The organism is Spirosoma jeollabukense, from assembly GCF_054777855.1.
Window position 1 is genome coordinate 1,338,077 of sequence record NZ_BAAHAD010000001.1, and the last position, 24,451, is coordinate 1,362,527.

The following is a 24,451-nucleotide window of genomic DNA, read 5'->3' on the forward strand; positions in this document are numbered from 1 at the left end:
ATCAGTTTTTTGTAAATGACTGATACAAAGGTAAAAGGGCCCCAACCCCAGTGCATTGATGTATGTTAAGAAACGAAATTGCCTATTTTTTCAGGCGGGCAACCTGTTGTTTAACCCGGCTTAAACTCTCTGGTGTTACGCCTAAGTAGGTGGCAATCAGGTGCTGGGAAACTCGCTGGAGCAAGGCTGGCTCCTCCTGCAACAAAGCTAGATAACGGGTTTCCAGGTTGTGAAACTGAAAGTGACTCATCCGCCGATCCATCATCAGGTACGCATATTCGGCCATTAACCGACCGAATTTCTGCATTTGCGGATACCGTTCGTATAGATCGTAAATGTCAGAGCGGTAGAAAGTTGTTACCTGGCAGTCGTCAATACATTCGAGATAATAGTGAGAGGGTAAATCGGTTTTGAAACTGGCAAAGTCAGTAGCAAAGGCAAAAGAATCGGGGCAGAAAAAGAAATACGTAATGTCTACCCCTTCCTGAATACGATACGACCGTATCGCCCCGTGGTGAATAAACAGCATCCGGTCGCAGACCTGGCCCGGTTCCAGCAGAATGTGTTTCTTTTCGTAGGTGTTTGGGTGAGCCATGGCGAGTACAGCCTCCCATACCTCATCAGAAAGGGGAGCTAACTGGTTAAATGCCATCCGCATAGCAGCCCAATCCTGTTGCATACTCCCTTAAGGCCCTACCTGCCGTTGATTTTATAGCCCAATTTAGCAATCAATTTCTGAAATCAGAATTCTATGGCCAATGCATTGCTAAGTTTCCCGAAAATTGGTTCGATTGCTTTTTGAACTCGAAAGGCGCTTAATACCGCTACGTATGCACCTGATTGAGTTTGATAGATAGTAAAATTTTCGCACAGGGACTTGATCTAAATCGGACGTTTTTCTGAACGATTTTGGCAATCTCCAATAATTATAAATGACTCATTGTCATTCAAATACAATGCCAATCGTTTAGTTAAAAGACCCTTTCCTTAGACGGAATGGTCAGTTAAAACAGGAGGGGCTTATATGGACATAAACATGGATAGGCTGTAAGTAGAAAACTAGCTGGCCCATATCAGAAGCGGTGTAAGTGCTTTTCAAGTTAGTCGACAGCTACATTAATTAGTGTTGAACGGCAGTAGTCACTTGTTTTTGATTTTAATAATTGTCAACCCTAATTCGTCGCATACGGATGGACTTTAGGCGAATTTAGCTTACAGGTGAACCAACGGATTCAGTTCTGTCAAGCTGGTTCGGCGGTGGGGTATTTTAACCAGGAGAGAACCTACTAACTTACAGGGCTTGGCAACCGGCATGCTTTAGGTACAGACAGGGCTAACCGGAGACGATTCATTGCTTTATTCTGGTCGTTCATGTACGCAAACCTGTCGTTCATACCTATTTATGCGTACCGATAAATCCAACTAGTTACTTTTAAGGGGATAAGCGCCAGGCCGTTGATCCACAAGTATAGCGGGTGGTTTGACAAATTGATGTACCTTGAGTAGTCTTTTTCCTCTACTCATGCTGCGTACGTTAGCCCCACTAAACATCTCCCTGTTCATTTACCTGCTGTTGATAGCCATGGTTGCCTGTACACCCTCCGATCATCGAAACCCGGCGACCAGCGCCGATACCTTGTCCGGGCGGGCGGCTCCTGCCCGCCCCAAACGCCGGTGCCGACAGGTGGTGTGGCAGGCCTATAACACCGATTACTATACCTATACGTTTGACTCCGAGCAGCGGCTAAGCAAGTCTTCCGCCGTTGAACACACCTTTAACCGGAAGGATTATCCCCTGATTCAGCACCTGATTTACTCAAAGGCGGGCCTACTGGACCAGGTACGCCAGGAGCGGGGCTTCAGTCAATACCGTTATAAAAACGGACACCTGGTGGGCATCGACTTTTATCAGGATGGGCAACCCATCTATCGCTATCAGGTCAGCACCAATGCCAAAGGCCAGATCACCAGATTACTGGGAAGGCCCCTCAACGACAGTGGCCTGATGGCTTACTCAACCCACTACCGGCTGGATGAACAGGGGCGGTATGTGCAACTCGAGGTGCGAAACGACCGCAACATCCTCTACTACCGGGTCATCCAGGGCGACTTCAATTCGTCGGTATTCAGCCCTTATCAGTTGATACAGGGCGTACCCTTTGAGTTGAACCGCTACCCCTGGATTACCTGGGGAGAGGGGTTTCCCATCAGCCCCGAACTCGCCCGGCACGTGGAAATTTACCGATACGCCCCCCCCGAAACGCCCACTCAATTAATCAAACGGGCGGACGTGTCGGTTACCTGGCGAACCGACACCTTGGGCTACGTAACGGGGCAGTTTAGCACCGATGCGCTGACGGGCATTCGGGATACCGTTTTAATCGACTACCTGACCGTTCCCTGACCCATGGCTGAGCTGATCAACATCCTGATTATTGAAGATGAAGCGGTCCTGGCCATGGACCTGAGCGATTTGCTGGAAGAAGAAGGCTATTTCGTGGTGGGGACGGCCAACAACGGCCCCAAAGCCCTGAGCCTGCACCAGCAAAACCGGCTTGACCTGGCCCTGTGCGATATTCATATCAAAGGCGACTGGGACGGCATCCAAACGGCCGAACGCCTGTTGGCCGAACGGCCCATTCCCATCATCTTCCTGACCGCCCTAACCGATAAGACCACGCTCGAGCGGGCCATGCGGCTCTATCCGTCGGCTTACCTGATCAAACCCGTAACCGTACCCGGCCTCAGGGCCGCCATTGAAGTAGCCCTGCGCAACTTTACTCAGGCCGTGACGACGTCGCCCGAACCGGGGCCTGCCCCTATCAGTCCGCCGGCGCGCCAGGAGGACGCCCGGTCTGGCGAGACCCGGACCGAGCCCATTCTGCGGATTGACGACGCGGTGTTTATCAAACATAAATACCAGTTCGTCAAAATCAGCCTCGATGACATTGACTATATCGAAGCCGATGGGTCCTATACGACCTTAGTGACCCCCCAGCACCGCTACGCCCTGCGGCTGACCATTAGCCACGTGTTGGATCGACTTAGCTTCCCCCGCCTGATTCGCATTCACCGCTCCTATGCGGTCAATCTGAACCGGGTGAGTACCTTCAACGAGCGGGAAGTGTGCCTGCCCACGGGGCGCCTGCCGCTGGGCCGACGCTACAAGCCTGACTTTTTACGCCACTTCGACTTTCGGTAATCCTATGCGTAGCGGTCTGTTCCTTTTTTTGCTGTCGCTGAGTATCCGCAGTGGGGCTCAACCCCTGCCGCCGATGGATTACGATAGTCTCTATCAACGGCGGATGGCGGTTCTGTCGCCCGTGCAGCGATTGGTGTGGGCTGAAAAGTATACTATATTTCTAAGCGAACATTCCCGCTTCACGGAAGCCAGGACTTTGTCACAGGCTTCGTTAAACGTAGCCCAGCAAGCTCATTTAACCGCTTGGACAGCCCGCTTCTACGAGTTGTCCGGGCATGTTGAACAAACCAACGGTAATCTGGTCCGGTCCGTTGATTTTTTCCTCCAGGCCCTGGCGATCTACCAGGCTACCTATGCTTTTGAACAGCAACAAAAACTGTGTGTTCATCTTATCGCCCTCTATAGTAGCCTGCAGAATGTAGCTAAAAGACAGGCATACCGTCAGCAGGCCGCTACGTTACAAGGCGCGTATCGTCAATTGTCCATGCTGCCGTTTATGTATGCAGATAAAGCGGATGATTTCGTCAATGCCGGAAAGCTGGATTCGGCGCTGGTCTATGGTCGAAAAGCCATGACCATTTTATGGGTGACCCGGAAATGGCCACAATTTTATAGTTACCTGGATAATTACGGCGTTTTATTGACGGATGGGGGGCGGTACCGTGAAGCTGAAAAAACCTTTCGCCAGTGCCTGGCTTACAGCCTTCAGCAGGGTGATCCGCGACGGGAACTCTACGCCTACATCCACCTGCCCGAACCACTGCTCCATCTGGGCCGACTGGACGAAGCCGAACACTACGCCAACCTGGCCCTAAGCCGGATCGAACGCGACCCTGAACGCCAGGATGAACACCGAACGCAGGTCTACGAGTCCTTAACCCACATTGCCGAAGCCGGGGGTCAGTTCAAACAGGCCCTGGCCTACCAACGACTGAGCCATCAGTACCGGAATGCCGTGCTGAGCGGGGAGAAAAACCGGCAGATTGCCGACGTCGAAGCCCGCTACCAGAGCGCGCAGAAACAGGCCCGCATCAACCAGCTCAGCCTGGATAACCAGCGGCAGTTAACCCAAATCAGTTGGCAGGCGGCCGGCCTGTTGGCCCTGATCGCTCTGCTGGGCCTGGCCGGGTGGCAGTATCGCGCCCTTGGGCTGGCGAATGCCCGGCTGAGAAACTCCAGCCAGCTGGTGTTGGAAAACAACCGGCAGATTAGCCAGCAGTCCGACCGGTTAGGCGTGCTGATGCAGGAGTTGCACCACCGGGTCAAGAATAATCTGGCCATCGTCTCGAGCCTGCTGCGGATGCAATCTAAACGACTCGACGATCCGCGGGCGGTGCAGGCCGTCCAGGACGGACAACGACGGGTGGAAGCGATCTCGCTGATTCACCAGCAGTTTTACCAGACTGAAAACCTGGCCGATGTGCCCATCAAAGCCTACGTGACCGACCTGACCCAGAACCTGTTGCTGGGTTATGGTTTCGACCCCGGCACCTTCGAGTGTCAGGTCGAGGTAGCCGATATTCATCTGGATGTGGATGTGGCCGTGCCGCTGGGCTTGATTCTGAACGAAGTGCTGACCAATGCCTTCAAATACGCCTATACCCACGTGGCCAAACCCCGGCTACGCGTTCGGCTCCAGCCGGTAACGGATGGCCCGGCCACCGGGTTACTCGTCGAGGTCCAGGATAATGGTCCCGGACTGGAGGGGCCCGGTCGGACCGACGCTCGGCTGGAGGGTACGGGATCGCAGAGTTCAACCCCGGCTGGTAACGGGCGAAAAGGCTCCTTTGGCCAACGACTGATTCGGGAACTGACCGGCCAATTAGGAGGCCAGATGAGCCTGACGAGCCGACACGGCACCTACTTCCGGCTGTGGATTCCCAACCCGGCCTAACACCTTTGGTCAGGCCAGGATTGGCCTGACCAAAGGTGTTCCTTTTTGATTTACTACCCAAATTCGGTCGTTCGTGTACCTGATTTGGTCGTTTATTCCCCTTTCCGGGCGGGGCAAACGATTGCTAACCAATTTTACCCAGACGCTTGAGCGAAGCTAGTTCGGATAACTACCCTAAGGAAGACAGTACCGAAAATTTCGTTTGCAGGTACGTCTCGGGTTAATAGCCTGGACAATCACACCCTGTCAGGAGCCCGCAACCTGGAGCATACGATTATCAAGATGAATTGGCCACGCTGGTAAACGCATAAACCGATCCGGGTTTCCTCTTGCCTACGGCGGTGGCGAAGGCAAGAAGGCGTTTTGCTGGTGGTGCATGTTCCGTTGAGTCAACGTTAAGCTAGGGCAAACGGGCTCTTTCGTTTACCAGCCTGTGCGTTCGGGCTCAGTAGCCTGCCCGGGGTCAGATGGCGTTGAGTAGACGAGGGCTGAACCGGTTGCAGGCCTAAACACCCCCCATACAGTATTCATCGGTAAACCATTAAATCATGCCAATCAACTCGTTTGTTTATAGGTCCCCGCGCCAGCAAGGGGTGAGCCAACCGCGGCACTGGTCGTGGGGGCCAGCTGATTTGAGGAATGTCAGGTCGTCGTACCAGCCAGTTCCCCCGCCCGTCTACCCGTTGCTGATCCGCCTGTATGCGCTGTTCGAGGCCCACTTTGGTCTCGAGGAGCTGGTGAGTGAACTAGGGATGAGCCCCAGCGTGGTTGCCACGCCAAGCTAATTAGACAGTTTTCCCCTGCATTTTTTCTAGTGTTTTGGCCTAACATGAATCATTTGTTATCATCCGAAGGGGTGCTTACCCCCTACTTTTGGACTGTTCTTAGGTGTGGACTATACGCCTTGCTTACTGGAGGAACCCAACCTGGCCGACGTCTTCACCCGCAGCCTAAAAGCCCCGGGCGCGGCATCCGTTTTTTTTGAGTACATGTCTTTCCCTGTATACGCTTATGAAACTACCTTTCCGGTTCACGCTCCACGCACTCCAGCGACTTGTTTATTCGGCCACCTCCCTGCTCATGGGTCTGGCTTTTATGCTGTCCAGTCATCCCATGCTGGCCCAGTCCGGCGGCATCTATGCCACCCCTGGGCTCTACACCTACACCGTTCCGGCGGGTGGCCCTTACCAGATTCGCGTAACGGCTCAGGGCGGAGACGGGGGCGGAGATGGAAATGGAGGCAGTGGGGCCCGTGTTGGAGGAACCTTCACCGCTCAGAGTGGTGATGTAGTAACCCTCATCATTGGCCAAAGCGGTGTGCCCGTTACTGGTAATCCTGGTAATCCAGCAAATGGCGGGGGTGGCGGTGGGTCGGCGGTGGTATTGACTCATAATGGAACCCCCACGCTGTTACTAGCCGCTGGGGGTGGTGGCGGGGGAGGAACTAATCAAGGGGGAGTTAATCCTTTGGAAACGATACAAGGCTTGGGCGGGCGGGGTGTCGGGACGAGTTCTGCCGGTGCAGGTGGGCCAGGGGGGGGTAGTTATAGTGGTAGTGGTGGTGGTGGCGGCCTGGCGGGGCCAGGTGGCAATGGTGCTTCGGGATTTGGACCGGGTGGTGGTGGCGGGGGGCGTGCCAGTTTAACAGCCGTTAGTTCCGGTGGCAATTCCGGTGCAAATGGAGCTGGTGGGAGTGGCTTTGGAGGGGGGGGGAGCGCTGGTGGATATGACTCATACCCTCCTCAAGCTGCCGGTGGTGGCGGTGGTGGGTATGGTGGGGGAAATGGGGCGGGAGCCTTTTCGAACCCACAAGCCGTTTTGAATGCCCAGGGTGGCTACTCGTTTGTGAGTCCTGCGGGTAGTGCCACCACCGTAACGCCGGGTGTCGATGGTGCCAGTAAAAACAAGGATGGTTTAGCGATCCTTTCGTTTCCCAACAGCACAGCTACCGCAGCCCTTACCTCTACCAATCAGATTATTTGTCCGGGCTTTTCGACCATCCTACAAGGCACGGTCAGTGCCACGGGCAGTTGGACGCTAGTACTCAGCGATGGCACGGTGGGCACGGGCAGCGGGTCAACCTTCTCGATTCCTGTCAGCCCGCTTACATCGACAACCTACACCATTCAGGGACTACAGGACCAACGAGGCTTTGCTAATGCTAACAACCTGACGAGTAGTGTTGCTGTCACAGTCAACCCGCTGCCTACGGTGAGTTTAACCAATAATGGCCTTATTAGCTGTGCTCAGCCCAGTGTCACCCTGACGGCATCGGGGGGCAGCTCCTATACTTTTACCAATGGCACCACGGTCCTGCCCGGCGACCCCACCAGCAACACCCGCATCGTGACCAGTCCGGGAGCCTATTCAGTGATAGGCGCCCTGAACAGTTGCACCAACGCAGCCTTTACCACTGTTAGCCAATCGTCGACCCCGCTATCGGTGAGTTTAACCAATAACGGTCCGCTTACCTGCGCTCAGCCTAGTGTCACCCTGGCGGCATCGGGGGGCAGTTCCTATACCTTTACCAATGGCACCACGGTCCTGCCCGGCGACCCCACCAGCAACACCCGCATCGTAACCAGTCCGGGCACCTATTCAGTGATAGGCGCCCTGAACAGTTGCACGAACTCGGCCACCACGACGGTGACCAGTTTCGCCACTGCCGTTGTCAATCCGACCACGACGTTTTTTGTGGTGGGTCAGGCAGTGAGTCAAGCCTTCACGGCCTCGGGGGGTGTTTCCGGATCGCCGGACCGTCCCTACAGCTTTAGCGTGGCCAGCGGGAGTCTGCCCCCGGGCCTGAGTCTGTCGGCTAGTGGTCAGTTGTCGGGAAGCCCCACCCAGACCGGCAGTTTTACGGCCGTCATTCAGGCCAAAGATGCCAATGGTTGTACGGGAGTTGGCGTTCCCTACGAATCGATTGTGTCGCTCTCTGCCGTCACGGGTCCGGCCGCCACGTACACTACCCCTGGTCTCTACACCTACACGGTCCCAGCGGGTGGTCCATATCGAGTCTGGTTGACGGCCCGGGGCGGAGACGGGGGCGCGGAGTCGCTCGGCGGCACTGGGGCCCGTGTTGAAGGGTCTTATACTGTTCAGAGTGGTGATCTCTTAACGGTGATGGTTGGCCAGAGTGGCAGGCTCTTCAGTAGGGGCGGTGGCGGTGGCGGTGGTGGGTCGGCGGTGGTGTTGACCCGTAGCGGTGTCCAAACGCTGCTGGTGGCTGCTGGCGGTGGTGGTGGTGGCGGGCAAAAAAACATAACGCCGGGTGGTGGTGGCCAGGGCCTTGGCCCCAGTACCGGTGGCGTGGGTGGCCGATCGACTGCCAATTACAGTGGTGGGGGTGGGGGTGGCGGCCTGAATGCGCCAGGGGGCAATGGGGGCAGCGGTTTTGATCCGGGAGGCACGGGCGGTGGAGCCGCCAGCTTAACGGCTCCAAGTGTCGGCGGGCCGTATAGAGGTTCTGAAGATGGGTCTGGAGGTAGTGGTTTTGGCGGTGGTGGGGGCGTGGGCGGAGGTGACTCAGTGCCAGGGAGACCGGTCGGTGGTGGGGGTGGAGGTTATGGTGGGGGTGATGGCGGAGACAATGGAGCTCCGGTTGATGGAGCCACGGGAGGCTATTCGTATGTGAGTCCCGCTGGCAGTAACACTAGCGTAACGCCGGGTATCGGCGGAGCCAGTCGGAACCGGGAGGGTGTAGCCACCATTGGTTTTGGCCAAAACACAGCTACCGCAGCCATTACAACCACCAACCTGGCGGTCTGCCAGGGCACGCCCTCGCTCATAGAGGGCACCGTTAGCGCCACAGGCAATTGGACCCTGGTGCTGACTAACGGCCTGACGACCACGGGCAGCGGGGCCCGTTTCTCGATCCCTGTCAGCCCGTCCAGTCCCACCACGTACACCATTGAATCGCTGCTTGATGACCAGGGCTTTGCCCCGGTCAGTAACCTGAGTGGTCAGGCTAGTGTTACTGCAATCAAACCGGTGCCCACGGTGAGTTTAACCAATAACGGTCCGCTTACCTGCACTCAGCCTAGTGTCACCCTGACGGCATCGGGAGCAACCGCCTATACCTTTACGACCGGGAGCCTAACGCTGGCTGGTGATCCGGCCAGTAACACTCGGGTGGTAACCAGTCCGGGCACTTATTCAGTGGTGGGCGTCTCCCAGAACGGTTGCACGAACTCGGCCACCACAACGGTGACCAGTGTTGCCACGGTTACCGTTGTTAATCCGGCCACGACATCTTTTGTGGTGGGTCAGGCCGTGAGTCAAGCCTTCACGGCCTCGGGGGGCGTTTCTCCTCGTAGCTTTAGCGTGGCCAGCGGGAGTCTGCCGCCGGGCCTGAGTCTGTCGAGTACGGGCCAGTTGTCGGGAAGCCCAACCCAGACCGGCAGTTTTACGGCCGTTATTCAGGCCAAAGATGCCAATGGCTGCCCGGGCCTTGGTGCTCCGTACGAAGTGAATGTAACGCAGCCGATCGACATGAGTTTGACCGCCACATACACTACTCCTGGTCTCTACACCTACACTGTCCCAGCGGGCGGCCCTTACCGAGTCTGGTTGACGGCCCGGGGCGGAGATGGGGGGCAGTATTCGATTGGCGGCACTGGGGCCCGTGTTGAGGGGTCTTATACTGTTCAGAGTGGCGATCTCTTAACGGTGATGGTTGGCCAGGGGGGTAAGTTCGGCAGCGGCAACGATGGTAACGGTACCGGTGGCGGTGGCGGTGGTGGCTCAGCGATCGTGTTGACCCATAGCGGTGTCCAAACGCTGCTGGTGGCTGCTGGCGGTGGTGGTGGTGGCGGGCGAAGATACATAACGCCGGGTGGTGGTGGCCAGGGCCTTGGTCCCAGTACCGGTGGAGCGGGGGGGCAAAACGGCATTTCCGCTGACGGTAATTACAGTGGTGGCGGTGGCGGTGGTGGCCTGGATTCGCCAGGGGGTGATGGGACCAGCGGCTACTTTCCGGGAGGCACGGGCGGTGGAGCCGCCAGCTTAACGGCTCTAAGTGCTGGCGGGACATATAACAACAGTACTACTGATGGGTTTGGAGGTAGTGGGTTCGGGGGTGGTGGGGCCTTGGGCGGACGTGACACATCCCCGTCGAGACCGGTTGGTGGTGGGGGCGGAGGTTATGGTGGGGGGCATGGCGGAGATAGTGTGTTTCCGTCTAATGGAGGAGCCACGGGAGGCTATTCGTATGTGAGTCCCGCTGGTAGTAACACCAACGTAACGCCGGGTATCAGCGGAATCAGTCGGAATCGGGATGGCATAGCCACCATCGACTTTAGCCAAAATACCGCTACCGCAGCCATCACAACCACCAGCCTGGCGATCTGCGAGGGCTCATCCGCGAACATAGAGGGCACCATTAACGCCAAAGGCAACTGGACGATCGTGCTCAGCAATGGTACAGTGGGCACAGGCAGCGGGTCAACCTTCTCGATCCCTGTCAGCACGATAGATATTCCCCGCTCTTACTTGTATTTGACCATTGAATCACTGCTTGATGACCAGGGCTTTGCCCCGATCAGTAACCTGAGTGGTCAGGCTAGTGTTACAATCAACCCGGTGCCTACGGTGAGTTTAATCAATAACGGTCCGCTTACCTGCGCCCAGCCCAGTGTCACCCTGACGGCATCGGGAGCGACCTCCTATACCTTTACTACGGGGAACCTAACGATAGCTGGTGATCCGGCCAGTAACACTCTGGTCGTGAACAGTCCGGGCACCTATGCAGTGGTGGGCTCCCTGAACGGTTGCACAAGCTCGGCCACCACAACGGTGAGCAGTTCAGGGATCGTCGTTGCCAATCCGGCCACGACATCTTTTGTGGTGGGTCAGGCGGTGAGCCAAGCCTTCACGGCCTCGGGGGGCGTTTCTCCTCGTAGCTTTAGCGTGGCCAGCGGGAGTCTGCCGCCGGGCCTGAGTCTGTCGGCTAGTGGCCAGTTGTCGGGAAGCCCAACCCAAACCGGCAGTTTTATGGCCGTGGTTCAAGCCACCGATGCCAATGGCTGCACAGGGTTTGGGACTCCCTATGTAATCAATGTAACTCCGTTTAGCATCACCAGCCAACCCCCAGCCAGCCTGTTGGTCTGTGCGGACAACCCCGTGACCGCCAGCGTTGGCGTTTCGGGCACACCTACCGCTTACCAGTGGTACAAGAATAACACCCTAATTACGGGCCAGACCTCGGCTACCCTCTCGCTGGCGTCGGTGAGCCCGTCCGATGCGGGTAGCTACGTGGTGGTGATCACAGGAGGAGGGCTGAGTTTGACCAGTACCGCCTTTAGTCTGACGGTTGGGCCCAGTGTACCCGCCCGTTTTTACGTCAACGCCAGCGCCACGGGGGCCAACACGGGCCTGGACTGGGCCAATGCCTTCACCGATCTGCAATCAGCCCTGAGTGTGGGCAACGCCTGTGTGAATAATCTCAGGGAAATTTGGGTGGCCGGGGGTGTTTATAAACCCACCCCCACGGGTAATCGCAATGTTTTCTTTCCACTGCTCTCCGGGGTGGCCATCTATGGGGGGTTTGTGGGCAATGAAACCACCCTCTCCGAGCGCCCTTCGGTCAATCCCAACCTCGGCGGGGCATCGCAGCCCAGCAGTAGCACCCTGAGTGGGGATATTGGCCAGCCGGGTAACGGACTGGATAACAGTCAGGTGGTCATTGGCGGAATCGATCTGGCTCCCACCACCGTGCTGGATGGCTTTGTCATCACCGGTGGCCGCTCTGAGTCCAATACCAATGGGGTTACCGGAGGCAGCCTGTTAAACGGTGCCATTCGGGGCAGCAGTAGCCCCACGCTGACTAACCTGCTCTTTATTAATAACTATGCGGCTAGCCTGGGCGGAGCCATCTTAAATTATGGGGCTGGCGGTGAGGCCAGTCCGACCATCCGTAACTGTCGCTTTGAGCAGAACATGGCGGGTGTCGGGGGAGCTATCGTCAATTATACGGCCAGTAGCAACAGCCGTCCGGTGGTTACCAACTGTTTCTTTAAGGGCAATAGCGCTACCCAATGGGGCGGAGCCATCGCTAACGTCTCGTTTGGGGGCACTCTCAGCCCAGTGCTCACCAACTGCGCCTTTCAGGGCAATAGCGCGACCCAGGGTGGCGCCATCTGGCAGGCCACGGCACAGGCGAGTGTCCTCAATGCCCTGCTCACTAACTGCTCGTTTGGGGGTAACCAAGCGGGGGAAGGTGGTGCCCTCTACAATGCGACCTCCGTACCGGGGGGGGCGTCTGGCGGCCCCATCGGGCTGACGCTGACCAACAGCGTACTGTTTGACAACGGCGGGGCCAGCACCATCAGTAACACGGGGGAGGTGACCCTATCGGCCCGCTACAGCCTGCTAGAGCCTTCGGTTACGGGTTACACCAGCGGGCAGGGTAACCTAATAATCACCACCTCCCCCTTTGCCAGCCCTACCAGCCTGCTTTTAGGACCGGTCTCACCCGCTCTCAATGCGGGCGACAACGGAGCCTACCAGACGGCTGCGGGACCCGCCACCGATCTGGGAGGAAACGTCCGGATTCAGCAGACGACCATCGATATGGGGGCTTATGAAACTACCTCCACCGCTCCCACCTCCGACCTGACCCTGGTGCTGTTTGCCCAGCCTACCCTGATGTATGGCCCCACCAGCGTGAGCGTGGTGGTGAGTGTCTATGAGCTGAACGGGGTGGCGACTTCGGGTCCGGTGAGCGTCAAGCTGAGCGAGGATACTATGCTGAGTCTGGGCTTTGATCCGGCCGCCACCAGCGTGGGGGGCAAACCCGTGCAGAACTCACTCTGGCAGTTTAGTGGCCCCATGGATGGGATGTACACGCTGAAGGCCACCCAGCCCCTGCCGGCAGGTGGCCGACTCAGTGTCGGGCTGAGTGGCCCGCTGACGCCGGGGGCCACCAAAGGCCGGCTGAGTGTGAGTGCGACGGTGGTCGACCCGAGTGGGACCGAAACCCGGCTGAACAACAACATGGACGCCGAAACGATCGAGTATTTCAATAAATGAGGCCGGGTGACCAGCCGGGCTCGTAGGTTCGGCTGATCGCTGGCTTATACTCATTCTCTTACCGGGCTTAGGGGCATTAGCCAGGACAACGGCCCGGCTACCCGTGTCCGGCTGAATGATCCCAAGGGGATTGTGGCATTTTCTTTTTGCCTAAACAACGTATTCAACGAATCAAGTCTATGACTATTTCTTTATCCTTCTCTCTTCGTTTCAGGCAACAGACGGTCAGTTTGCTGGTGCTTATGCTAGGCATTGGTTTACTGGCTCAGGGTCAAACCATTCGCTACGTGCGGGTCAACGGCACCAACAACAACCCGGCCATGGCCACCACCTGGTCCACCAGCACTACCAACTTGCAGGGCGCTATCAATGCCAGTAACCCGGGCGATCAGGTCTGGGTAGCCATGGGCACGTACAAAACCACCACGATCACGGGGCCTGGCAGCCGCACGATCAGCTTTGCCATGAAGAATGGGGTAACCATTCTGGGGGGCTTTGCGGGTAGTGGTACGCCTACCCTGGCCCAGCGCAACCCCAGCAGCCTGACCACCGTGCTGAGTGGCAACCTTGGTGCGGTCGGCACCGATGCCGACAACGCCTACCACGTGATCAGAAACCCCGCTGGACTAACCAATACAGCGGTGCTGGATGGCTTTGTCATTACAGGGGGGAATGCGGATGGGAGTGCGGATGACCAAACCAAGGGGGGGGGCATGATCAATGTGAACACTAGTCCAACAGTAACCAGTTGTGTCTTTCAACGTAACATAGCTTATTCGGGCGAGTCAGGCGGAGGTGGAGGGATGTACAATAAGAACAGCAATCCCAGTGTGACCAGCTGTAGCTTTCAGGGTAATACGGCCTACAATGGCGGAGGGATGTTCAATCAGGGGAGTGTTCCCAGTTTGAGCAATTGTAGTTTCCAGGATAATTCGGCTTTCTACGGCGGGGGGCTATTCAATCTCGAGAGCAGCAATGCCATTATGACCAATTGTAGCTTCGTGAGTAACACGGCCAGGTACGGCGGGGGAATGACTAACCTTAGCAACAGCGATCCCCGTCTGACTAACTGTAGTTTCCAGAGCAACTCGGCCGACACTGGCGGGGGGATATATAACTATATCAACAGTGATCCCCGTCTAAGCGGCTGCAGTTTCCAGCGTAATTCGGCTGTCACGGGCGGAGGCATGTTCAATGATGGTGGCAGTCCCAACGTGGATGGCTGTACCTTTTTGAACAATAGGACGACGGGGTCAGGCGGAGGCATGTTCAATGATGGTGGCAGTCCCACGGTAACTAACTGTACCTTTCAAAGTAACACGGCTACTGCGGGCGGTAATGGCGGAGGCATGTCTAATGAGAGCAGCAGCTCGCCCACGGTAACCAACTGTGGTTTCCAGAGTAATGTGGCTACCACGGGCGGAGGCATGTTCAATGATAATAGCAGTCCCAGCGTGGATGGCTGTACCTTTTCGAACAATAGAACGACGGGGTCAGGTGGGGGCATGTCGAATGTGAACCGCAGCTCGCCCACGATAACCAACAGTGGTTTCCAGAGTAACACGGCTACTGCGGGCGGTAATGGCGGAGGCATGTCCAATCTGGCTAGCAATCTCAGGGTAACCAATTGTAGATTTGAGCGTAATATGGCTTCTATGGGCGGGGGGATGTCGAATGAGACCAGCGATCTCAGTCTGACCCGCTGTAGTTTCCTGAGCAATTCGGTACCTACCTATGGCGGGGGGCTGTTCACTCAGGGGAGCAACTTTCTCGGTCTGATCAATTGTGTCTTCCTGAGCAACTCGGCTAATTATGGTGGGGGGCTGTCTAATATCGACAGCCGTCCCAGTCTATTCAACTGTAGCTTCCTGAGCAATTCGGTTACTGGCGGCGGCGGGGGTATATACAATATCTCGGCTGTTAATCTAACCAACTGCGTAGTGTTTGGTAATGGAGGAGCCAATACGTATTATGGTGAAGCAATAACGGCCACTTACAGTCTACTGGAGGCCGGTGTGACGGGTTATAATGGCGGCAACAATCTGACCACTACCGTTTCGCCTTTCGTGAGTCCCACCGATGCCCGGCTCAACGGCTGTAGTCCGGCCATCAACACCGGCAATAACGCAGCCTACACTGCCAATGGCGGCTCCGCCACTGACCTGGACGGAAACCCCCGCTTTTTCAACAACGGTGTTATCGATAGGGGGGCCTACGAGTACCAGGCGGCTCTCACTAGCCTCACCCTCACGGCCCCCAGCGTGAACACGGCCACGGTAGGGGCGGCCTTCAGTCAGAGCTTTGTGGCTTCGGGCGGCATCAGTCCCTACCGCTACAGTCTGGCCAGCGGCAGCCTGCCGCCGGGGCTGAGTCTGGCCACCACCGGGGCGCTATCGGGCAGCCCCACCCAGGCGGGCAGCTTTACCTTGACCGTGCAGGCTACCGATGCCAGTGGATGCAGCGGCCTGGGGCATCCCTTTGTCGTCAAGATAGGCCTCACCCCGTCGGACCTGACCCTGGTGCTGTTTGCCCAGCCTACCCTGATGTATGGCCCCACCAGCGTGAGCGTGGTGGTGAGTGTCTATGAGCTGAACGGGGTGGCGACTTCGGGTCCGGTCAGCGTCAAGCTAAGCGAGGATACTATGCTGAGTCTGGGCTTTGATCCGGCCGCCACCAGTGTGGGGGGCAAACCCGTGCAAAACCCGTCGTGGCAGTTTAGTGGCCCCATGGATGGGATGTACACGCTGACGGCCACCCAGCCCCTGCCAGCGGGGGGCCGACTCAGTGTCGGGCTGAGTGGCCCCCTGACGCCGGGAGCCACCAAAGGCCGGCTGAGTGTGAGTGCGACGGTGGTCGACCCGAGTGGGACCGAAACCCGGCTGAACAACAACATTGACGCCGAAACGATCGAGTATTTCAATAAATGAGGCCAGAGTACAGCCGGACTCGTGGGTTCGGCTAGCCTCTAATTTACCCTCTCCCTTTCTATCCTACTATGGCCCGCTTCTGCCTGAGCCATGGCTGGCTGCTGTGGTTGCCGCTGCTGCCAGGCACCCTGTCGGCGGTCAGCCGCTTTTTTGAGCGCTCGATCCGGCCGGTGCTGGCCCGTCAGCCGGGCTTTCTGGAAGCGCATTTTCTAACCGAGCCGGGAAAGGAGCGGTGCCTGGTGGTGACACTGTGGGCCAGTGCGGGTTGCTGTCAGCGGGCGAAGAGCAGCCACGCCTGCCAGACGGCGTTTCAGCAGCTGGCGGAGTATTTTGCGGGTCAACCCACGGTGGCCTGCTGTGAGGTGATGGGCCAGATCGGTTGACGTTGATGGCAGGGGTTACAACCTGTTCGGTAGGGAGTAGGATACGTTTTGACGCAGACGTGCTTGGGTGGAGTCCTGAGCCAATAGAAGTGAATTTGAACGTACTAGTTTGCTTTTATATGAAACACGATTTCCCCTACGGAAGGCACCGGCTGCACTTCATCGGCAGCTTTTTGTGGGATCGCTTGGTGTGTTGTCCCGAAAAAATTCGGACGTTTAATTGAACAGCTTATTTTACTATCTGTCAACGACTATACGTAGCACACGTTTCATATGTGACTGATTGTGTCTGACAGATAGCAAAAAGTTAGTGTCTCGTAAAAAGGCTCCTATTGGCAAGGTGTGGTAGCTCTTTCCGTTAACAGCTAGGGGATAGCCATATTGGCAGACCAACTATTTCAACGACATTCCGGGCTTTCATAGCGTACTGAGCCATTTCAGAAAAACAAATTTCTGTCTAGTTCACTTATTGATATATACGCCCAGGAAAAGCCTGATTTAAATGATTGAGACCAACAAAGCCATTTTAGAAAAAGCGAACGCAGCTATCACCCAAGGTGACCATGAAGGCTTTCTAGCCCATTGCACCGAAGACACGCATTGGGAATTTGTAGGGGAAAGAACGCTATCAGGCAAGGATACCGTTCGGCAATGGATGGCCATTGCCTATGCAGAGCCTCCCCAATTTATGGTCGACCATTTTATCGCGGAGGGCGATTTTGTGACAGCCATTGGTCAGATCAGCCTCAAAGACGAAACCGGGGAGACAGCGACCTATTCCTACTGCGATGTTTGGCGCTTTCGAGACGGCAAAATGGCCGAATTGAAAGCGTTTGTCATTAAAGCATAGTCTCTTGAAAGATAAAAAGCGTTGCCCGATTGGTTAATATCTACACGATGGGTCCCCAAATTGAGTGAACTGCCCAATCGCCCGCGGTCGACTTCAGGTTGACTCAGCCGGGTCGTTACGTGATCTCCATGAAGCGATAGACGTATCGGTTTATCGGTCAGCCGAATTGTACCTGTAGCTGACTTCACCATTGAACAGCCCGGTTCTTTTCAACTGATCAATCCTGTTACAGCGCGCTTTACCAAAAACGACAGATGGGCACGGCTTATAGGCGATTCGCCGGGTTATATGACATTAGTTGGGGTGGGCTTCATTGTCATCATCGGTTTCCTTGCCAAATGGTCATTCTCAACGGTCTTCAAATGGATCTTGCTTGTTTTCGGTGTACTGCCGTTTTTAGCCGGTATCATCTCGTGGCTGCCATCGCTCGATACTCGCAAAGCGCCGGAATAGCAAACAGGATAAGCCTGGTCATTACCCTTTAGCTGGGTCGAGCACGACGTGCCTGATCCGGTTTCGCTTCCAGGTGTAGGTGATGTGAACCAGTCCGTCGGCGGTTTGAATGACGGCCGGGTAGGAATATTCGCCGGGTTCATTTTCCAGCCGGGCCAATGATTTCCAGGATTTGCCGTCGTTGGAAATGGCTACGTCCAGTGGAGTTCTTGGACCGCTTTTGCCGGCTACAGGCGATGTAGGATTATATACCAATACCTGCCGACCATCTTTCAGCGTCACAGCATCGGTTCCTGAGTTGGGGTTAGGAAGCGACGTTTTCTGCAAAGGCGACCAGGTTTTACCGTTATCTTTCGACCAGGTTTCCAGGATAAATCCGCTTTTCTGGCTCCGGCAAAGCGCCTGTAGTTGCCCATCAGCATGGAATAAAATGCTTGGCTGAATAGCTCCATCCTCCACGCCATCGTTGATTGGCCCTGTTTTTTGCCAGGTTTTGCCTAAATCGCTGGTCTGCTCAAAATGAACGCGCCAGTTGTGGTCTTCTGAACTGGTTGGGCAGAGCAAAACACCCGAAGCCAACAAGACCGGTTTGTTTTTAATTGGCCCCACGATTCCTTCCGGCAACCGCTCCGCTTCCGACCAGGTTTTTCCCGCATCACTCGACCGCTTCAACAGCCCCCACCAGGTTGATGGGCTGGGACCAACTTTGTAAAATAAAAGCAAATCGCCACCAGGCACCTGAAACAGCACTGGATTCCAGCAGGGAAGCCGCTTCCCATTGGGCTGTATACCCGTTGCTACTTCTACGGGCGTTGTCCAGTTCGTGGCTGACCGGCTACTGACCCAGATGCCCACATCGGGATGGCGCTCACGGGTGCCTCCAAACCAGGCGGCCACCAGGCCTTGGGGCGTTTCGGCCAGCGTAGACGCGTGGCATTCCGGAAAAGGTGCTTTTTCATAGATCCATTCGCTAAGCACAGTTGGCGGGGTGCCCGGCTGCGCCAAAACGAATTGTATGGAGAATAGTAAAGCAGTGAGAGTTGGCAGTAAAAGAGGTCTCATAAATGGCTCGTACAGTCAGGAAAGGTAACAGGTTTGATTTCGCTTAAAAATAAGGCTAGCAGCCTCATTTCCTACCAGTCAGTTACCGACAATTATCCTGTAGACCAATTGTCATCGGCCATATTTGGTATTCGTAGCCATTGATTTCATTGCCTGAATTGCGCGGTTCATGAATCGTTTTCAGCAGTTGATTACCAACACGCTTTCACTACGTGTCTTGACTCGCCAACTTCGCCTTACAAGGCTGAACCGTCCTCTTTTTTAACCATGAAATCTATAAAACAATTTTCCTTCTTAAGTGTGCTTGTTGTCGGCCCGCTCCTGATGGCGGCCAACTCCGGCGACGTAATGACCGAACTGGGGATTGAAGAACCAAAACTCCGTCAGGACGTCCTGCTGAACCTAAAAGAACCGCGCTGGTTCTTCTTCAATCCTACCAATTCCATGCGCCAGGCCGTTCGTCAACTTCCCGAATCGGCCCGTGCGGCCACCGTACGAACGCTGGGTAAGGCCGTTCGGGCTTATGTCGAATCGTCGTCGTTCAAGCAGGCATGGCTTCAGGATTTGCGAACGTATTATCCATATGATGAGACGTACACCGATGAATACATAGCGAAGAAAAAGCAAACCGATCAGGCAGAAAAATCGGTAGCACAAACTCAATTCTCGGCACAAATGGCTGGTATGGATCAGGCGTTTAGCCAGATGGACCCCGCTATGGTAAAAATGGCAGCCCAGGCACAACTAAGCCAGGAAGAACAGCAACTTGCTGCATTATCTGGCAGCGAGCGAACAACGCGCGCTCAGCACGTAGCAAGTTTAAAAAAGATGATGGCCCTGCCCCCGGCTGAGTTCAAAAAGCAATACCTGACCTCTCTTAAACAACACATGCAGGCCAATATGAATAAGTCAGACAATGAGCCTGAGCTGGATAAAGATCGCCTGGTGCAGGAACGTAAGCAGAAAGCAGAATTCGATGCTCACGCTGACTATCGGCCCTTGCTCAAACAACGCTTACAGGCATTCATTACGCTTAGCGAAAGTGTCGATTTCGAAGCCCGGTTAGTGCCGATGGGACGCAAGCAGGAGTTTGCCAATCCAGTTTATCAACGCAAGCCTGCCGAGTGGAAATTTCTATATCGCTTAGGCAAAGAACCCGTTGCAGAAGCGCGTGTTTTTGCTAAACAGTGGCTGGCAGAATTACACTAATCGCATCAAAAAGAAGCCTTTATAAATGGCCGCCAGGTTTCATTTGGCAACAACTCGTCTGGGTTTTAGTTATCTCTACAGCTGAAGCTGCTTGTTGACCTATAGCATGGTTTGGCGGGCAGCTTCAGCCATTATATAAGATACTCAACTCATGGCAAACTTACTAGGGCGATTCTACAACAGTTTATTCGCCGATTCGATACCTATGCCGACGACGACTCAACCTGCTAAAGTCCAGAAGGGCTTCTTTTCCAATGCCTGGACCGTATTGAGCGACTCCTTCAACGGTTTCATGGATGACCGGTGCCTGAAATTAAGTGCCGCCCTGGCCTATTACACCATTTTTTCGCTGGCGCCACTTCTGGTACTTATCATGTCGCTGGCCAGTATTTTTCTGGGCGAAGAAGCGATCCAGGGTGAAATATTCGGGCAGATAAATGGATTGGTCGGGAACGAGGCCGCCAAGCAAATTCAGGATATGATCAAGAGCGTAGGTCTGTCTGGCAAAACCAGTACAGCTCTGATCGTAGGTATCGTTACGTTAGTAATTGGTGCGACCAGCATTTTCGTCGAAATTCAGGATTCAGTCAATCTGATCTGGCGGGTCAAAGCCAAACCAAAACGAGGATGGTTGAAACTACTTAAGGACCGGCTATTGTCGTCTTCGCTGATTGTCAGTTTAGGCTTTCTGCTGCTGGTATCGTTAGTCGTGAACGGAATTGTTCTGGCTTTGAGTGGTCAGCTAACCCGTTTCCTGCCTGGACTTGGCGTATACGTAATCAGTGCTATTAATTTTGCCATCAGTACGATCGTTGTGACGATTCTTTTCGGAGTCATTTTCAAAGTCCTACCCGATGCAAAAATTGCCTGGAAAGATGTGCGATGGGGCGCTTTTTTTACCGCGCTACTTTTCATGCTTGGTCGTTATCTGATCGGTTTATACATCGACACTACCGGCACCAGTTCGACCTATGGGGCCGCTGGCTCACTCATTGTCATTTTAACCTGGATCTATTATACCGCGGCTATCCTGTATTTCGGCGCAGAGTTTACGCAGGCTTACGCCAACCACTTTGGCATTAAGATCGAGCCCGCCGATTATGCCGTTTACGTCGAGCAAACCGAGCGCGAACGGGACGTAGCCACGATACCAACGGAACAGAAAGTGGAAGCCGCTAAAAAATAAATTGATCGTACCTTTGCGCCCGTCCTAACCCCTATGATCAAGACGTGGAAAACCTGCCATCTGTTCCTGTTACCGGTCCCGTTACTGATTTGGAACGTAGTTACGCCATTGACTCACTTAACGCTACGTTAGCCAATCTTAAACAGACGCTTGAGGGGCTATCCATAGACCAGTTGACCTACAAACCAACTGTTGATCGCTGGTCCATTGCCGAATGCGTCGAGCACATCGCCCTGGTTGAGAAAGGTATTTATAAGGCGATACTGGCTGGAATGAGCGTTCCTGCCGATCCAGCCAGACGGGCTACCATCCGGGTATCGGATGTCGATGTGATCAAAGCCGTTCGTAGCCGATCATTTACATTGGCCGCCCCTGCACCTTTCGTTCCAACGGGTCGATTTGGTGACGCCAGCGCAGCACTGCAAGCCTTTGAAGAGCGCCGACGAGACATTACTGACTTTGTTCAGAGTACAAAAGACGATTTGCGTATGCACTATTTCATCCATCCGGCACTCGGCACGCTGGATACGTATCAGGCGGTTTTGGTGATGGCCTCTCATGTAGAGCGGCACCGAAAACAGATTGACGAAATAAAGGCCAGTCCTGGCTATCCGTCCTGAATGGCTGATTTACCCATCGTTTATCAGTCGCCCGATTTAGTGGCGATTAACAAACCCCACGGCTTGCTCGTTCACCGCTCGCCGATTGCCAGCGATGCCAGCGAATTTGCGGTTCAGCTCCTGCGCGATCAATTGGGGCAGCGGGTGTATCCTGTTCATCGCCTGGACCGAAAAACGGGGGGCGTGCTGCTTTTTGCGCTTAATGAAGCCATGAATTCCGTTATGCAGCAGCAGTTTGCGGATGGAAACGTAGCAAAAACCTATCTGGCGATTGTGCGGGGTTATACCGAAGACGAGCAGGTCATCGACTACCCCCTTCGGCGCGACGATGAACGGGGAGCGGGTCTGCTTCAGGAAGCTCATACGCATGTAAAAACGCTACGTCGCACAGAGGTTCCGTTACCTTTTGGCAAACATGCTACGTCACGCTATTCACTGGTAGAACTCACACCCACTACGGGCCGAATGCATCAGTTGCGGAAACACATGGCCCACATTCTGCACCCGATTATCGGAGACCGACCGCATGGCTGCAACAAACAAAACAAGCTATTCAAGGATCATTTCGACATGAACACGATGCTGTTACATGCCCAACGTATTGATTTTGTACACCCCATCTCGTCGGAGAAAATCACGATCATAGCTCCCCTCCAAACCGACTTCAACCGCATGTTGACTGGGTTGTTTGGCAACTGATTGATTGAACACAGAGCCACGGAGAACACAAAGAATTAAAAAAAACTCTGTGTTCTCCGTGGCTCTGTGTTCAATTACAACTTCTATAAACACTACTGACACAGGGCTGTCAGTGAGTGCAGCGATCTTTGTGCTGTAACAAAAACGAACAGCCATGTCAATCATTCAGATGCTTTTAACCGAAATGGAGCAGGAAGCTAAAACAACTCGTACTATGCTGGGCCGCGTTCCCGATGATAAATACGACTGGCAACCGCACGAAAAAAGCATGACGATTCGAAGCTTAGCCACTCACATTGCCGAGTTACCAACCTGGGTTACACTAGCGTTAACCACCGACGGTCTTGACTTTGCCACGGCTCCCTATGCACCCGTTTCAATCAACAACACGGTCGAATTGCTCGACTTTTTTGAGCGTTCGTTAGCCGACGGGAAGGCGTCATTGAGTCAGGCAACGGATGAGCAATTGGAATCCCTATGGACGCTGCGTAATGGCGAAGAAATTTATAGTAAGACGACCAAAGGCGAAATGATTCGCATAACCTTTTCGCAGATAGTACACCATCGGGCGCAGCTAGGCGTTTACCTCCGCCTGCTAAACATTCCAATTCCGGGTAGTTACGGACCCAGTGCCGACGAGCCAAATTTCTAATTAGCGCTACCGTACCAGCTGAGTTGTAACGAATAAGGCCGACAGATTGTCGGCCTTATTCGTTACTGGAAACATCCATTTATCTCTTCAGAAATCATCAATATATAAGAACTTTTAGCACTTCTGCTTTCCCATCCGCCGAATGTACGTTTAGATAATACAAGCCGGGCGATAAAACCGTCTGGGCCGTAATGGCAAGTGTTTTGACGCTACCACGCTGATTTACAAGAATAGGAATCTCTACTCCTGTGGCTGTATACAGCTTGACACTAGCGGATAGGCCACTGCCCGAAAGTGTGAAACTGCCCCGATTTGGATTGGGAAATATGGTTAGTTTTTCTTCCTGTTCGCCCGCCTTAACCCGCACCGCCGTGATCTGCGAGAACGCAAATTCTCCATCAGTATCTTTCTGTTTAAGCCGGTAATAATACAGTTGCTCAGGCAGCACGTTGGTATCTGTAAACTCATAAACAGACTGCACCTGAGTACTGCGGTTGCCTTCCACAAAGCCAACACCTTCGAAGCTCTTAGCATTCGTGCTTTTTTGAATCTCAAACCCCTGATTTTCCTTTTCCCAGCCCGTAACCCAATTTAATACGACTGAATTGTTACTGGATTTGCCAGTAAACGAAACCAGGTTGACAGGCAGCGGAGATGTACCAGTGACTGTAACATTATCCAGTCTGAATGTTCCGGCGGAAGCTGCTGCTCCGGCACCTAAATCAGCCCGTTGTGTACCATACGGATAAAATCTAAAGGTTAAAGTAGTCGTAGGCGGCACCGTAAAGTCGGCAAAGTCCCAGGTAATTGTCGTCCCTGTTGTTGGTGTAGTTGGCGCACTTCCCCAACTGGTTGATGTGGCAAAACCATCGGTGCTATACCGTACCTCTAACTGGTTGGGTGCCGTAACGCTGGCCTGCCTCAAAAAGCTGAGTGACGCTACGTTCAATTGAGCGCCTGGATTAGCTGTTACAGAAAACTCAATGTAGGAGGTATTACTTATGTTGGCAGTATTGTTGAGTGTTGTCGAGTTGAATACATTATTCGTGGCGCTGCATAGTAGTGTACTTCTCGTCAGTGGTGTGCCCGTAGCATTAGGCGAGGTAGTCGGTACGTTACCCTGCGTTGGGCAGGTACCGGTACCCGTAAACGTATTACTGTAAATTTGACCAACACTTACGATCGGAATCGCTAGTACAAAAGTGATTATCAGGACTCGGGTGACAGAGGGAATGAAAGGGAGAGGTATCATCATAAGAATTATGTTGGCAGGCTTTTTTATAAAC

General features: G+C 54.4%; 15 protein-coding genes. 12 read left to right on the top strand and 3 right to left on the bottom strand.

Annotated elements, in window-relative coordinates; genetic code table 11:
- Nucleotides 1-82: 82 nt before the first annotated feature.
- Complete coding sequence (locus ACYVEA_RS05440; RefSeq protein ID WP_461112327.1) at nt 83-679, bottom strand: Crp/Fnr family transcriptional regulator; 597 nt, start codon at nt 677-679, stop codon at nt 83-85.
- 843 nt (nt 680-1,522) lie between these two features.
- Between ACYVEA_RS05440 and ACYVEA_RS05445 the strand changes: the two genes are divergently transcribed.
- The 7 genes from ACYVEA_RS05445 to ACYVEA_RS05475 all read left to right on the top strand — a co-directional run bounded on the left by ACYVEA_RS05445 (nt 1,523) and on the right by ACYVEA_RS05475 (nt 17,284).
- Nucleotides 1,523-2,404: a hypothetical protein gene (locus ACYVEA_RS05445; protein WP_461112328.1), complete on the top strand. Its 882-nt coding sequence runs from the start codon at nt 1,523-1,525 to the stop codon at nt 2,402-2,404.
- Between the two features lie 3 nt (nt 2,405-2,407).
- Complete coding sequence (locus ACYVEA_RS05450; protein ID WP_461112329.1) at nt 2,408-3,202, top strand: LytR/AlgR family response regulator transcription factor; 795 nt, start codon at nt 2,408-2,410, stop codon at nt 3,200-3,202.
- Between the two features lie 4 nt (nt 3,203-3,206).
- Nucleotides 3,207-5,096 (top strand): sensor histidine kinase, encoded by a 1,890-nt coding sequence (locus tag ACYVEA_RS05455; RefSeq protein ID WP_461112330.1) that lies wholly within the window; start codon nt 3,207-3,209, stop codon nt 5,094-5,096.
- Between the two features lie 1,011 nt (nt 5,097-6,107).
- Entirely contained in the window at nt 6,108-13,124 is a 7,017-nt protein-coding gene (locus ACYVEA_RS05460) for a putative Ig domain-containing protein (RefSeq protein WP_461112331.1), read from the top strand.
- A gap of 179 nt (nt 13,125-13,303) precedes the next feature.
- On the top strand, nt 13,304-16,051 hold the full coding sequence (locus ACYVEA_RS05465) for a right-handed parallel beta-helix repeat-containing protein (protein WP_461112332.1): 2,748 nt from the start codon (nt 13,304-13,306) through the stop codon (nt 16,049-16,051).
- Nucleotides 16,052-16,119: 68 nt separating this feature from the next.
- Nucleotides 16,120-16,434 carry an antibiotic biosynthesis monooxygenase gene (locus tag ACYVEA_RS05470; protein ID WP_461112333.1) on the top strand — a complete coding sequence of 105 codons (315 nt, stop codon included), beginning with the start codon at nt 16,120-16,122 and terminating at the stop codon, nt 16,432-16,434.
- 502 nt (nt 16,435-16,936) lie between these two features.
- The gene (locus ACYVEA_RS05475; RefSeq protein ID WP_461112334.1) at nt 16,937-17,284 is read left to right on the top strand and encodes a nuclear transport factor 2 family protein; all 348 of its coding nucleotides are present in this window, start codon (nt 16,937-16,939) and stop codon (nt 17,282-17,284) included.
- Between the two features lie 474 nt (nt 17,285-17,758).
- On the opposite strand, the gene ACYVEA_RS05480 is transcribed toward ACYVEA_RS05475, so the two are convergent.
- On the bottom strand, nt 17,759-18,799 hold the full coding sequence (locus ACYVEA_RS05480) for a sialidase family protein (protein ID WP_461112336.1): 1,041 nt from the start codon (nt 18,797-18,799) through the stop codon (nt 17,759-17,761).
- 267 nt (nt 18,800-19,066) lie between these two features.
- On the opposite strand from ACYVEA_RS05480, the gene ACYVEA_RS05485 reads away from it, so the two are divergent.
- From ACYVEA_RS05485 to ACYVEA_RS05505, 5 genes are all read left to right on the top strand, one after another.
- A complete protein-coding gene (locus ACYVEA_RS05485) occupies nt 19,067-20,008 on the top strand; it encodes a hypothetical protein (RefSeq protein WP_461112337.1) in 942 nt (313 codons plus the stop codon).
- A 205-nt stretch (nt 20,009-20,213) separates the two neighbouring features.
- Nucleotides 20,214-21,194 (top strand): YihY/virulence factor BrkB family protein, encoded by a 981-nt coding sequence (locus tag ACYVEA_RS05490; RefSeq protein WP_461112956.1) that lies wholly within the window; start codon nt 20,214-20,216, stop codon nt 21,192-21,194.
- A 44-nt stretch (nt 21,195-21,238) separates the two neighbouring features.
- Nucleotides 21,239-21,814 carry a DinB family protein gene (locus ACYVEA_RS05495; protein ID WP_461112338.1) on the top strand — a complete coding sequence of 192 codons (576 nt, stop codon included), beginning with the start codon at nt 21,239-21,241 and terminating at the stop codon, nt 21,812-21,814.
- Nucleotides 21,815-22,513, top strand: a complete 699-nt coding sequence (locus ACYVEA_RS05500; protein WP_461112339.1) for a pseudouridine synthase — start codon at nt 21,815-21,817, stop codon at nt 22,511-22,513. It begins immediately after the preceding gene.
- A 154-nt stretch (nt 22,514-22,667) separates the two neighbouring features.
- The gene (locus ACYVEA_RS05505) at nt 22,668-23,165 is read left to right on the top strand and encodes a DinB family protein (protein WP_461112340.1); all 498 of its coding nucleotides are present in this window, start codon (nt 22,668-22,670) and stop codon (nt 23,163-23,165) included.
- Between the two features lie 97 nt (nt 23,166-23,262).
- Here the strand turns inward: ACYVEA_RS05505 and ACYVEA_RS05510 are convergent, their stop codons facing one another.
- On the bottom strand, nt 23,263-24,420 hold the full coding sequence (locus ACYVEA_RS05510; protein WP_461112341.1) for a T9SS type A sorting domain-containing protein: 1,158 nt from the start codon (nt 24,418-24,420) through the stop codon (nt 23,263-23,265).
- Nucleotides 24,421-24,451: the final 31 nt, after the last annotated feature.